Origin of the sequence: Prochlorococcus marinus str. MIT 9312 (assembly GCF_000012645.1) — a bacterium.
GTDB classification, from domain to species: Bacteria; Cyanobacteriota; Cyanobacteriia; order PCC-6307; family Cyanobiaceae; genus Prochlorococcus_A; species Prochlorococcus_A marinus_L.
The window spans coordinates 886,454-900,564 of record NC_007577.1; the positions used below are offsets into that span (position 1 = coordinate 886,454).

Genomic DNA, 14,111 nt, shown 5'->3' on the forward strand with positions numbered 1-14,111 from the left:
TAGTTAACTTTTCACTCGAAAATACAAATCATAGTAAATAATAGTATTAATAAATCAAAGAAAAGATGTCTCAATCTATTATTGAATCTAAAAATAAAAAAGATGTAAATAACGGGAAGATACCAGCTAAAGAAACAATTTTGTCTCCAAGGTTCTACACAACAGACTTTGAGGCAATGGAAAATATGGACTTATCGATAAATGAGGAGGAATTGGAAGCCATATGTGAGGAATTTAGAAAAGACTACAATAGGCATCATTTTGTTAGAAATAGTGAATTTGACGGAGCTGCAGAGAAATTAGATCCTGAGACAAGAGAACTTTTCGTTGATTTTCTTGAGGGAAGTTGTACTTCAGAATTTTCGGGTTTTTTACTTTATAAGGAGCTAAGCAGAAGAATTAAAGATAAAAACCCTCTTCTTGCAGAATGCTTTGCTCATATGGCCAGAGATGAAGCTAGACATGCAGGTTTCTTGAATAAATCAATGAGTGACTTTGGATTACAGTTAGATTTAGGTTTTTTAACAGCAAATAAAGATTACACTTATTTTCCACCTAGAAGTATTTTTTACGCCACTTATCTATCTGAAAAAATAGGTTATTGGAGATATATTGCAATTTACAGGCATCTTGAAAAGAATCCAGATAGCAAGATTTTTCCACTATTTAACTACTTTGAAAATTGGTGTCAAGATGAAAATAGGCATGGAGATTTCTTCGACGCACTTATGAAAGCACAACCACGTACTGTCAAATCATTAAGTCAGAAAATCAACATTGGGGGGACTACCTTTACACATCCATTATTTGATTATTTCCATAGATTTAGATACTTTTTGAACAATCTTCCAATAACATCAAAATTATGGTCAAGGTTTTTTCTTTTGGCAGTATTTGCGACTATGTATGCTAGGGATCTTGGAATCAAAAAAGATTTCTACAGTTCATTAGGGTTAGACGCCAGGGAGTACGACCAGTATGTTATCAATAAAACAAATGAAACTTCTGCTAGAGTTTTCCCAGTAGTTCTAGATGTATATGATAAATCTTTTTATGGAAGATTAGATAAAATAGTTGAAAATAATAAGGTCCTTTCTAATATTGCTAACAGCGAAGAAAATAAAGTATCTAAAACTTTAAAGAAATTACCTACCTATTTATCAAACGGTTACCAACTATTAAGACTATACTTATTAAAACCTCTAGATAGCAAAGATTTCCAACCTTCGATTAGATAATCTTTTATATAGAGCAAATTTATAAATTCATATGCTTTCTTCTCAAATTAAATCAAATGAAATCGAATTTGGTAGTTGCAATAAATATTTATTAGAAGAAATTATTTTCTATGGGATGGGACTTGGAGCTGATTTCGTAGAAATATTTATAGAAAATACCGACAACGCAAGTGTACTTGCTGAAGAGGATTACATTACAAGTGTAAGTCCATCATTTGGGAGAGGTGCTGGCATTAGAATCTTCAAAGACAAAAGGGACGGATTTGTTAGTACTAATGATTTATCTAAACATGGCTTGATGAGATCAGTATCCCAAGCTATTGAGATGTTAGATATAAATGACAAAAACAATAAAGAAGTATTTAACGGTCTAAATAAATATAGGGATTATAGTTTATCCAAGAAAACATGGATTGATGAAGTTCCATCAATTAATGAAATAAGTGAAAAACTATTATTCAGCACAAAGTTTCTAAAAAAAAATAACAAAATAATAACTAGAAAAGGAAGTTACTCTAGAAATCTTCAAGAAGTAATAATAGCCTCCAGCGATGGAACCTATGCCTCCGATATTAGGTTGCATCAAACAGTTGGACTTAACGTAATTGCTAGTGATGCCCAATATAGATCTAATGGAAGTAGAAGATTTGGATCGTCAGGATTGCCAAATGAATTTAGATTATGGGATCATGAAAAGGCAGCAAATGATGTGTTTGAAAGTTCAATGAACATGTTGTATGCGGATTATGTTGAGGCTGGACAAATGCCTGTTGTATTAGCTAATAAATTTGGTGGCGTTATATTTCATGAAGCCTGTGGACATTTGCTAGAGACTACACAAATAGAGAGAGGAACAACACCCTTCGAGAATAAATTGAATGAAAAAATTGCTCATGAATCAGTCACAGCAATAGATGAAGGATTATCAGAAGGATCCTTTGGTTCATTATCAGTTGATGATGAAGGTATGGAACCAGAGAAATCAGTCCTTATAAAAGATGGTATTTTAAAAAAATTTATATCCGACAGGGCAGGTGAATTACGAACTGGCCATAAAAGAACAGGCAGTGGAAGAAGGCAAAATTATTCATTTGCAGCAGCTTCAAGAATGAGAAATACTTACATAGCTAAAGGTGAGTACTCCAAAGAAGATTTAATAAATAGTATTAGTGATGGTCTTTACTGCAAATCAATGGGTGGAGGCAGTGTAGGTGCTACAGGACAATTTAATTTTGCAGTAGAAGAAGGATATTTAATTAAAAATGGAAAATTAACAAACCCTGTAAAGGGAGCAACTTTGATTGGTGAGGCTAAAGAGGTTATGCCAAAAATATCAATGTGCGGAAATGACCTTGAATTAGCCCCTGGATTCTGTGGATCCATTAGTGGAAGTGTCAACGTAACTGTTGGCCAACCTCATATTAAGGTTGATTCAATCACTGTTGGTGGAAGATAGGATATGAATTCAAGAGAACTTACAAATCAAATCTCCAAAGCTGCAGATTTCCTAAATCTTAAAAAATGGGATTATGGTGCAAGTTTTTCTAATGATTATTCTGTGCAAGTAGATAAAGGTGAGGCTAAACAACTAAAGGCATCACAAAAGCAAATTTTAACTTTAAGAGTTTGGAACGAATCTAATCTGGTTGGTATTACTACAACAAGTGATATCAGTGAATCTGGTATTAAAAAGGCTCTAAATCAAGCAAATATTGCTTCTGATTTTGGTAACAAGAATGAAAGTACAGAATTCTCACCACTAGCCAAGGATCCTATTAAAGTTAAGGACGAAAAAAAAAGAAATCCTCTTGGAATTAAAAAATTACTTACTCTTTTAAGAGAAGCGGAAGTAAAACTATTAGAAAGTCATGAATCCATCAAATCTGTTCCATATAATGGTTTATCTGAAAGTTTTTACGAGAGAGTTTATGCTAATAGTGATGGTGCCTTTCGAAGTTTTACCAAAAGTCAAGCTGCACTCTATTTATATGCAAGAGCTGAAGAGAAAGATAAGAAACCTCGTAGTTCAGGTTCCGTAAAACTTGGATATGGAGTTAATGATATAGATATAGAGTCGTGTATTAAAGATGCTTCCAACAAAACAATATCTCATTTAAATTATTCATCTATTAAAACTGATAAATATTTAATATGTTTTTCCCCAGAGTCTTTTTTAACGATCATTAATGCCTTTAGCTCAATTTTTAATGCTAGAAGTATTTTAGATGGAATAAGCTTATCTAATAAAAATTCTATTGGAGAAAAGCTATCTACAGAAGCACTTAATATTTATGATGATGGCCTTCACGAAAAGAATATTTCTTCATCACCATTTGATGGAGAAGGAACCCCTACCAAAAGAATATGTTTAATTAATAAAGGGAGAATTGAAAATTTTTTACATTCTGAATCAACTGCAAGAGTATTTAAAACAATTCCCACTGGCCACGCTGGACTAGGATCAAAAGTCTCAGTATCTACTGATTGGATAGTAGTTGAGAAATCAGACGAAAACTTTGATCTCAAAACATCGTTAGATCACTCTACTTATGAGGGAGAATTTGTTTATATTGAAGAATTAAATGCAATTCATGCAGGTGTCAGAGCAAGTCAAGGTTCATTCTCTCTTCCATTTGATGGATGGCTTTATAAAAACGGTACAAAAATCTCAATTGAATCGGCAACTGTCGCAGGGGATATCAAATATCTTTTGAAACATATAGTAAATATTGAATCCAACCAAGAGGTAACAACAAGTGGGGTCTCTCCACATATATGGGTAGATGAATTATCAATAACTGGTGACGCGTGAGAATTATATTCTGGGGGACACCTGAATATTCAATTTCAAGCCTTGATATTTTTATTAAATCTAAGCACGAGGTAATTGCAGTAGTTAGCCAACCGGATAAGAAAAGATCTAGGGGAAAAAAATTAATATCTTCACCTGTTAAAAGCTTTGCCGAGCAAGAATCTATAAAAATTTATACTCCGGAAAAAATTAGGGACAACATAAATTTTATAAATGAACTTAAATCACTATCCTGTGATTTATTTATTGTTATAGCTTATGGAAAAATTTTACCTAAAGAGATATTAGAAATACCAAAATTTGGTTGTTGGAACGCACATGCTTCATTACTTCCAAGATGGCGTGGTGCGGCTCCAATCCAATGGTCCCTAATGAAAGGTGATGAATTTACTGGAGTAGGAATTATGAAAATGAATGAGGGACTAGATACTGGCGACTTATTGTTGGAAGAAAAAATTAAAATCGATAATAACGATAATTTAATTACACTTACGGAAAAACTTAGTATTTTATCTGCAAAATTATTTTTAAATGCTACATCTTTACTCGAAGAAAATATTAATAAAAATACTAATTATCAATTAACAAAACAAAATACTCTTGGAAGAGAAATTACTTACGCAAGAATGATTGAAAAATCTGACTATAAAGTGGATTGGGGTAATGAGGCAATTAAAATTTCTCGAAAAATAAAAGCATTATACCCACGAGCAAATACAACTTTTAGAGGGAAGAACCTAAAAATAATCAAAATTAAAGTTTTAAGTAGTGATGAAATTAATAATGAAAAATACTGTTTAATGAGCAATTATTCAAAACCAGGAATTATTCTTGCTGTCTTAGAAAATGAAGGAATAATAATTTCAACTAAAACTGATCCGATTATTTTGTTAGAAGCAAAACTTGAAGGCAAAAACATATCTAGCAAAAAACAATTAATACAACAGTTAAAGCCATCATTAGGTGAATATCTCTCAAATTAAGTTTTTGATTCTTTTTTAGAGAATCCCCAAATGAAAGCAAAAAGAATCAAAATATAAAAATAATAGTCGGGAAGAATAGATTCTTTAATTAACGTATTTAGTAAAAGTTTAATCCCAACAATTAAAATTGCTACGTAACCAGCTGTTTCTAATCTAGAAAATATATCTAGAAGTTTTAGAAAAATCCCCGATGTAAATCTTAAGGCTAATACCCCAATTACAGCTCCAAATATTATTAATATGTATTGATCACTGATAGCTACTGCAGTAGTGATACTGTCTATGGAAAATGCAAAATCAGTAATTGAGAGAAGTGCTACAACCCTTAAGAACCTAAAATTATTTTTATTATTGTCTGTACCATTTTCAGCGTTTTCTATTTCAGAATTATAAAAAACATTAGAGAAGAATAAATATATTAAATAAAAACCAGCAAAAACCCTAATAAAAATAAACTTGAGAAGAAAATTAGATAGTATTATGAGAATAATTCTAAATAATAAAGATATTGTTATACCAATATTTAAGGCTCTTGACCTTAATTCCGAACTCTCGAGAGATTTAGTAAGAGAAGCTAGTGCGATAGCATTATCAGCTGATAATAATAATTCTAGTGCAATTAATATTGGTAAAAGTGTAAAGATTTCGTACCAACTATCTACCTGATCTAGTGTTGGTATAAAAGAATTTATTGCGGCTGAATCCATCAAATATTATTCACAATCAATAAAAAATCTAATATAATATATCCGATATTAGTAAACAAGATTGATAACTATAAATGAATTTAAATACTTTAGTTAATTATATTTCAAACTCACAAATTACTTCTGAATTAATAAAAAAAATTTCAAAAAATAAAGAATTAAATATTGTTGGCTCAAGTAGATATGCAAAATCAATAATCCTAAATAGCATAGCAAAAAAAGAATATAAAAATATATTATTAATTTGTCCTAATACAGAAATTGCCTACAAATGGATTGGTTATTTTGAAAGTATAAATGATAAAGCTGTTTTATATTATCCACCAACAGAGCATCTGCCATACGCATCAATTAATAAATCCAAAGAGATTGAATTTACTCAGCTTACTGTTTTATCTAAATTAATAAAAAAAGAGAAAAAAGAACTTAATATTGTTATATCAACAGAGAGATCACTACAACCTCATCTAATAAATAAAAATTTATTAACTGAAAACAAGTTAGCTTTGCAAAAAGGTGTTCAAATTGAGCTTCAAGATTTAGCAAATAAACTTACGTTGCTGGGTTATACAAAGGAAAATATTACTTCTACAGAAGGATACTGGAGTAGAAGAGGGGAAATAATAGATATTTATCCTGTCAATAATGAGTTTCCTATAAGATTAGAATTTTTTGATAATGTAATTGAGAAAATAAGAGAATATGATCCACATACACAAAAAACATTAGAAAATATCAATAATATTGAAATAATACATGCTGGATTTGGTTTACTAATAAAAGATAAGTTAAAAAATTTATCTAAAAATCATATTTTTAATTCAGAAGATGTAAATAAAAATAACCTTGATCGTTATTTAGGAATAATTGAAAAAAAGCCCTCAAATATAATAGATTTCATAGATAAGGAAACAATTCTTGTAATTGATGAATTAGAAGATTGTAAAAAATTTACGAATAATTGGTATATAGATTCAGAAATTAATTTTGATAATTTTGCGAATGAATTAAATGAAAACCTTAAAAATAATAATATAAATCTAAAGGCTAAGCCTAATTTGCATCTAAAGTTTGACGAAATATTAAATTCACTGGGAAATTTTAATTTAATAAAGTTGTATGAATTTGAATCTAAAGCCAATATTCATAATAGGTTTTTATTAAACGATAAGAGATTAAATTCATACTCAAAAAATATAGGAAAATTAGCCAAAGATATAAACAAAAATATAAAAAATAAAGAAAAAGTATGGATCTTATCGGCACAGCCATTGAGAACTAAGACTTTACTTTTTGAGCACGAATGTAATACAAACTTCTTAAACAATCCTAATGATATTGATGAAGCATTTAAATCAATTAATAATTCAACTCCTTTAATAATAAAAAATAAGAACAATTATGAAATCGAGGGTTTTTATCTTCCAATTTGGAAAGTTGTCCTTATAACAGATAAAGAATTATTTTCACAACAATATCTTTTTAATAATGTATTCATAAGAAGAAAAAAAAGAAGTGTAAATTCAAATATAAATGTGAATAAGATTAGTCCAGGTGATTTTATCGTTCATAAAAATCATGGAATAGGAAAATTTTTAAAAATAGAAAAAATCAATATAACTGGAGATTCAAGAGATTATTTAGTCATTCAGTATCAAGATGGGAAGATAAGTGTGGCCGCTGATCAATTAGGTAGTGTTAACAGATATAGATCTAGTGGAAAAATAAAGCCAAAAATAAATAAATTAGGAGGGACCGAATGGGAAAGAATAAAAGATAAAAACAAGAAACAAATCAAAAAAGTTGCTGTCGATATCCTAAAACTTTATGCAAAGAGAGAAAAATTAAAGGGGCACATATACCCAGAAGATGGTCCTTGGCAAGATGAATTAGAGGAATCATTCCCTTATCAACCAACACCAGATCAAATTACTGCTGTAAAAGAAATAAAATCTGATATGGAAAGCGATAAGCCAATGGACAGGTTAGTTTGTGGAGATGTAGGATTTGGCAAAACAGAGGTCGCTGTTCGGGCAATTTTTAAGGCTATTACATCAGGCAAGCAGGTTATATTACTAGCACCTACAACAATATTAGCTCAGCAACATTGGAGAACAATAAATAATAGATTTTCACCTTACCCAATAAAAGTATCATTACTCAATAGATTCAAAACCGTTAATGAGAGAAAAGAAATCTATGCAGGATTAAAAAATAACAAAATTGATTTAGTAGTAGCAACGCACCAAATTTTAGGGAAAGAAATTGAAATAAAAAACTTAGGGTTACTTGTTATTGATGAAGAACAACGATTTGGAGTAAGGCAAAAGGAGAAAATTAAAAAAATTAAAACTAACATAGACGTTTTAACTCTCTCGGCAACTCCAATTCCAAGAACTCTTTATATGAGCTTATCTGGACTGAGACAAATGAGCTTACTAAATACTCCTCCTCCATCAAGAAGATCAATAAAAACCTATTTATCTGAAATAGATATGGATGTTATAAGAACTGCTATTAACCAAGAACTTGATAGGGGAGGTCAAATATTTTATGTTCTTCCAAGAATTTCAGATATTGATCAAGCAGTAAACAAATTAAAAAATATGTTTCCGAACTTAAAATTTATTATTGCTCATGGACAAATGAACGAAACAGAGCTTGAAAATAGCATGATTTCCTTTAATAATGGAGAAGTAGATCTCATGATATGTACAACGATAATTGAAAGTGGATTAGACATCCCGAAGGTAAATACAATAATTATTGAAGATTCTCATAAATTTGGACTTTCACAACTTTATCAATTAAGAGGAAGAGTTGGTAGAAGTGGTATACAAGCACACGCTTGGTTATTTTATCCCAATTTAAATAAAATCAATGATTCTGCAAAACAAAGATTGAAAGCGATAAAGGATTTTTCGGAACTAGGAAGTGGTTACCAACTTGCAATGAAAGATATGGAAATAAGAGGTGTTGGAAGTTTATTAGGAGAAGAACAAAGTGGAAAGGTTAATGCTATTGGATATGATTTGTACATTGAAATGCTCCACGAAGCTATTTCAGAAATTAGTGGACAAGAAATACCAGAAGTTAGTGACACACAAATTGATCTGCAAATTAATGCTTTTATACCTGCAACATGGATATTAAACAGGGAAGAAAAACTTGATGCTTACAAATCTGCGACTGAATGCTCTAACAATAAAGAATTAACTGAATTAGCTAAAGACTGGATTAATAGATATGGAACATTGCCCAAACCTGTTGAGTCATTAATTATGTTGATGAAACTAAAATTAATTGCTAAAAAATGCGGTTTTAACAAAATAAAACTTAAAAAGCCTAACATTATTATTGAAACAAAATTAAGAAAATCTACTTTTAAAATACTTAAAAATTCATTACCTAATAGTGTTCAAAATAAATTTAATTTTAATGAAGGGGAGCTATGCTCCTTTATAACCATAAGAGGTTTAGGAGTTACTGACATTCAAAATCAAATTGATCAATTAATGTATTGGTTTGGGTTATTTATTGAAGAAATAAATAATTTTGAAAAAGACCTAAATATTAAAAAAGAAAAAATTATTAAATAATTATTTAAAATCCGCGAATAACTTTAATTTTCGTTAGGTTTATAAAAATTTTTTTATTAAATGGGTGAATATATAGACGTCGGAATTCAAAATTCGATTTTACCCTTAACAATAATTCTGTCATCACTTGTGCTTGGAATTTACGCGCTTTTAGGTGTCGAAACAGAAAATGATGATGATGACTCGGATTCAGGAAGTGGTGGCTTAATGCAACCAATCTGAAATTTATTTATAAGTTAATTGTTTTGACTTTCTATTAAAAACCTTAAATAATCTATTAAAAGATCCCATTAATAAAATCAAAGCACTAAACGAAGAAACAATAATAAAAATCACCAAAGATATCTCATAGAGATTTGAAAAGAGATCAATTATTAATGTAAAAGATTTATTAAAATTTGCAGGTAGATTTTGTAGCAGCAAATTTTTATTAGGAATTAAATAATTTATATAAAACAATAAAAAACTCAAAATAAACAAAAAAGCAGATTCAGAAAATAATCTTCTTTTAGATTTTCTCCTTAAACTTAATTTTTTTTTAAAAATATATTTATCAGACTTCATATTCAAATTTGGGATCTTTAAATCTGCCATATTTCAAAATTCAAAGAATTAATTAATAATTTATTTTGAAAACAAAATTAACCCATAGTATCGTTTTTATAGTTGGGATGCTACATATCTTTATTTTAGATTAATTAGTTCATTTTTTTCTTTATTTTCAGGGGGACTATAAAAATAAATAAGCGTAAATGAAAATAGAACCAAAGAACAAATTGAGAAGAACGGCGGTAAAAACATTTTTAAAAAATTAACTTTGTTGTATAACCCAAATCTAACTTTTTTAGGAATATTATTAAAATCAATAGATTTTTTTATTCTAACTTTTGATGATTCATTTAACTGGTCAAAACAATTTATGATATCGGACAACAATGAATTACCAATCTTGATAATTAATGGATTAACATCTGGCTTAGAGCTCTTAAGAACAATATTATGTATGTGGAGACTATCTGCTTTTATATCGATTAATCTGGACTCATATAATGGTATTTCATTAGTTATTAGGAGATTTGAATAAATATAAAATGCATCCATAATTTGAACTAAATGTTCAATTTTGCCTTCAATAAGTGGTTTATCAATAATGTTTAATTTCCAATCTGAAATTATTGATATTTGACCTTTATTTTCATTATTTGAGTAATCTGGTAATCCTTTTATTTCCAGACTAACTGAAGACTGATGAAATGATAATCTATTTTGCAACATATTAAAAATTAAATAGAAAATGCTTTAACTTTTCACTGCCCTCATTAGAAATACAGAGGGACAACGTTAATAAAGATTTTATAATAATTTCATCATTTTCACTTTTAGTTAAAAGCTTTTTTACTTTCATACTATTTATATTAAACCTCTCATTAATTAACTCTATAAATCTCTTATGAAAATCATTCCAAATAACTGAATTCTTTTTAGGATCTTCTTTAGATTGAAGTATCTCTCTTATGTAAGGATATAAATATTTAGACATTTCAACAGTAATTTTTATTAATGCATCATATTCCTGTGATTTAATATTGTTATTAATATAAGATTTTCTCAATGGATTATTATTCCTTAGTTTCCAAATAGTAATTTTATTTGGCAAAATGTTACTTAAGTTAAGCCTATTTGATAAAGCATAAAAAGATTGAATACCATTTAAATCTATGGTCTCTAGTATTAATAATAATAAATCAAGCTTCTCTATTGATTGTCTTGATACCTGATTCCCTTTAGTTAAAACAGTAATTGTTCTTATTAAGATATGAGTTAATTATAACAGAATTATTATTCCATTTTTTGAAATAAATGTGAATATAACTTATCAAGTTCATCAATATTTATCATTCCATAACTCCATAATAAGATAGGTAAGGGAGTCTTATTTTTTAAAGCTAATTTTAGACCAAGTTCAATAGATGACTCATCTAAACCTATTTCATTAAGTAAATAAATCAACATTCCCTTAGATACATAATTATTCATGAGTTTTATTTAATTCTTGAGTAAATAAGAGATTTAGTCATTTGATTAAGGACTAATTTTCTTATAAAAAGAAAATTATTTAAAAGTAAAAATGAAAATTTTCTTATTGGAAATAAGAATATGTTTCGATTTGCAAAAATTGATATCAAAGAGTCAGTTATGAAAATAGTAAAAATAATATCTAAAATCCTGCTTGAAAAAAACTTAAATTTAAATAAAAACAAATGCCTTTTAGTAATAGAATTTTTTTTATTAAAAAGATCAAAAACAGTATTAACATCTCTCCAACAACTATTTAGACCCTGACCTCCCACAGGATGAAATGTATGAAATGCATCACCTAAAAAAATGAATTTTTTAAAATTTAAAACTGGTAAATTCAAAGATAATGAAACAGGAAATATATTAAATTCGCCAATTATTTGATCAAATTTAAATTCATTAGGCAGGATAGTTGATAAATTATCAATCAAAAAATTCTTATCAGAATTTAACCTTTCAATAGACTTTAATGTACTTGAAGTCCAAATTACTTGATATATGTTTTTTTCTAAAGGCAATAATGCTAGTGGGCCTTCTTTTCTAAAAATTTCGTAAGCACACTTCTCACAATTACCTCTAAGAGAAACCTTAAAGGTTAAACAGGACTGATGATAAGATTTTCTTATATCTATAAAATCTAACAATTTTTTTTCAAGAGAGTTTGCTCCTGTGGCAAAGAATTGATAATCAAATATTATTTTTTTATTTAATAGTTTTTGTGGCGTCATAAAAAAAATATTGTCATAATTATCAATCTCTCGAAAAAATACATTCATAAGATCTGAATGTTTTACTACCCAGCCAATATTTTCAGCAGAACTTATATCATCATCTAAATCAAAGGTTGTTAATTTAGTAGTAGCAGAGGTTACGCTGTCTGATATTGAAAGGGTATCAAAACCAAATAAATATGGTTCTAATTTTTCCCAAAGTCTGAATTTTGATAAGATTTTTCTTGTTGAATGAGTAATTGCATAAGTTTTATCCTTATCGATTAATCTGTCTCTTACTAATAAATCAGTTAAAAAAATATTGCAATTAAATTTTGAAAGTACAATTGAAAGTAATAAGCCTGTTGGACCGGAGCCAACAATTTTAAAATTGAATCTATTTTTCATCAGAAAATATAAATAACATCTATCTTTTGATATAAATATAGCAAATCTCCTCAAATGCTGGTCTCAATAAATAGGGGTATTCACCAACCCATAAATTAATTTCTGGCAACCAGGCATCTGTTAAATTAAAATCTCTGTCAAAATTACGGTTATTAGATGTTAATAAACATCTAATACTAGAGCCCACTCTAATTTGACTGTGCTTATTTTCCATTGGGAAACTTAACTTTTCTAAATAACCATCTTCATCTTCTAATTCAAGTACTAACCAAGTCCTTTTATTTTCTATCACCTCCAATTGACCTTGTCTATTAGATTGTTCTCTTGAACTTTCAATCTTCTCTGTTTTATATATATCTGATACATAACCATCAAATATAGTAAAAAATTTATATTTCCTTATTTGCATATTTTTTCTACTTGATTCAAGAATTGGCCCCCAGATGATATACAAAAAGAAAGCAACACAAAGCAATAACCAAAAATTGTTTGTTTGATCTCCAGTTGAACTAATAATTAATGAGATAAATCCCCCAATTGAAGAAACTATAACTCTTTGAAGAATTTTTCTTGGATTACCCAATGTATATTTAAATTGACTCCCAGTACCAACTGCAGGAATAAGTTTCGAGATTTGATTTGAATTAATTGGAATTAGCATTTTAAAAAATCAATTTTTCAAGTCCGTAAACTAGAGATTCATAATTACCTATTTTTTTTACCGCCTGTAAAACACCTGGCATATATGCTTTTCTATCAATAGTGTCATGCTTAATTGTGTAAGTTTCACCAGGGGATCCCATAATTACTAATTGATGGGCTAATAATCCTGGTAATCGTACCGAATGTATATTTATTCCTGAATCCCTAAGCCCTCCTCGCACACCCTTCAATGACTCAGACTCATTTACTAAACTCTGATTAAATTTCTTTGGATATTCTTCAATCATTTCTGCAGTTTTTATACATGTTCCGCTTGGAGAATCTGCTTTTTGATTATGGTGCATCTCTATTAATTCAATATTGTCATAAAACCTTGCGGCAACTGATGCTGCTTGCTGAAGAAGAACCATACCTACTGAAAAATTAGGTATTATTGCACAACCCACAGATGCTTTCTGAGCAAAAACAGACAAGTCTTTTATTTGAGAAGGAGTAAGACCTGTTGTTCCGACTACTGGTGAAATACCATATGCGATAGCTGATCTTGTATTTTCATAAACAGATTCAGGATGTGTGAAATCAACCAAGACTGGTTTGATATTTTCATTTCTGTAATTTTGACTAACAGAACACAAAGTCCCCTCAAAATCATTTGAAAGAAAAACATCACAACTTTTTACTTTCAATAATTCAGCAATATTCGATCCATTGTTCTTTTCGTTTATGTCAATTGCTGCAACAAGTTCACAATCAGTTGAATTTAATACAGAATTAACAACTTCGCTTCCCATTCTGCCTAAAGCTCCGGAGACTAGTACTGGTATGGGTTTTTTAGAATTTTCAGTCATTTTTGAAAAATTTTTTTTTTAAAAGGTTGTTACACGCTATTTATATTGCACACAATAACGTCAT

The 14,111-nt window shown here is 29.0% G+C and carries 12 protein-coding genes; 5 read left to right on the forward strand and 7 right to left on the reverse strand.

All coding sequences use genetic code 11. From position 1 onward, the window contains the following. Positions 1-65: 65 nt before the first annotated feature. Genes acsF through fmt form a run of 4 tightly spaced genes read left to right on the forward strand, consistent with a single transcriptional unit; the run spans position 66 to position 5,033 of the window. Complete coding sequence (acsF, locus tag PMT9312_RS04895; protein WP_011376508.1) at positions 66-1,238, forward strand: magnesium-protoporphyrin IX monomethyl ester (oxidative) cyclase; 1,173 nt, start codon at positions 66-68, stop codon at positions 1,236-1,238. 31 nt (positions 1,239-1,269) lie between these two features. Then, positions 1,270-2,694 carry a TldD/PmbA family protein gene (locus PMT9312_RS04900; RefSeq protein ID WP_011376509.1) on the forward strand — a complete coding sequence of 475 codons (1,425 nt, stop codon included), beginning with the start codon at positions 1,270-1,272 and terminating at the stop codon, positions 2,692-2,694. Between the two features lie 3 nt (positions 2,695-2,697). After that, on the forward strand, positions 2,698-4,050 hold the full coding sequence (locus PMT9312_RS04905) for a TldD/PmbA family protein (RefSeq protein WP_011376510.1): 1,353 nt from the start codon (positions 2,698-2,700) through the stop codon (positions 4,048-4,050). Further along, complete coding sequence (fmt, locus tag PMT9312_RS04910; RefSeq protein WP_011376511.1) at positions 4,047-5,033, forward strand: methionyl-tRNA formyltransferase; 987 nt, start codon at positions 4,047-4,049, stop codon at positions 5,031-5,033. The genes PMT9312_RS04905 and fmt overlap by 4 nt, the downstream gene beginning before the upstream one ends. Here fmt and PMT9312_RS04915 read toward each other — a convergent pair. After that, positions 5,030-5,740 carry a TerC family protein gene (locus PMT9312_RS04915; protein ID WP_011376512.1) on the reverse strand — a complete coding sequence of 237 codons (711 nt, stop codon included), beginning with the start codon at positions 5,738-5,740 and terminating at the stop codon, positions 5,030-5,032. The genes fmt and PMT9312_RS04915 overlap by 4 nt on opposite strands. A gap of 74 nt (positions 5,741-5,814) precedes the next feature. Here PMT9312_RS04915 and mfd point away from each other — a divergent pair, with 74 nt between their 5' ends. Continuing rightward, complete coding sequence (mfd, locus tag PMT9312_RS04920; protein WP_011376513.1) at positions 5,815-9,339, forward strand: transcription-repair coupling factor; 3,525 nt, start codon at positions 5,815-5,817, stop codon at positions 9,337-9,339. A 684-nt stretch (positions 9,340-10,023) separates the two neighbouring features. Here the strand turns inward: mfd and PMT9312_RS04930 are convergent. Genes PMT9312_RS04930 through dapB form a run of 6 tightly spaced genes read right to left on the reverse strand, consistent with a single transcriptional unit; the run spans position 10,024 to position 14,047 of the window. Continuing rightward, a complete protein-coding gene (locus PMT9312_RS04930; RefSeq protein ID WP_011376515.1) occupies positions 10,024-10,614 on the reverse strand; it encodes a DUF4335 domain-containing protein in 591 nt (196 codons plus the stop codon). A 1-nt stretch (position 10,615) separates the two neighbouring features. Next, positions 10,616-11,155: a DUF3038 domain-containing protein gene (locus tag PMT9312_RS09470; protein WP_318655365.1), complete on the reverse strand. Its 540-nt coding sequence runs from the start codon at positions 11,153-11,155 to the stop codon at positions 10,616-10,618. Positions 11,156-11,178: 23 nt separating this feature from the next. Next, positions 11,179-11,376, reverse strand: a complete 198-nt coding sequence (locus tag PMT9312_RS04940; RefSeq protein WP_011376517.1) for a DUF2949 domain-containing protein — start codon at positions 11,374-11,376, stop codon at positions 11,179-11,181. Between the two features lie 5 nt (positions 11,377-11,381). Then, positions 11,382-12,536: a 2-octaprenyl-6-methoxyphenol 4-monooxygenase gene (locus tag PMT9312_RS04945; RefSeq protein ID WP_011376518.1), complete on the reverse strand. Its 1,155-nt coding sequence runs from the start codon at positions 12,534-12,536 to the stop codon at positions 11,382-11,384. A gap of 19 nt (positions 12,537-12,555) precedes the next feature. Further along, positions 12,556-13,197: a hypothetical protein gene (locus PMT9312_RS04950; protein WP_011376519.1), complete on the reverse strand. Its 642-nt coding sequence runs from the start codon at positions 13,195-13,197 to the stop codon at positions 12,556-12,558. A gap of 1 nt (position 13,198) precedes the next feature. Then, on the reverse strand, positions 13,199-14,047 hold the full coding sequence (gene dapB, locus PMT9312_RS04955; protein WP_011376520.1) for a 4-hydroxy-tetrahydrodipicolinate reductase: 849 nt from the start codon (positions 14,045-14,047) through the stop codon (positions 13,199-13,201). Positions 14,048-14,111: the final 64 nt, after the last annotated feature.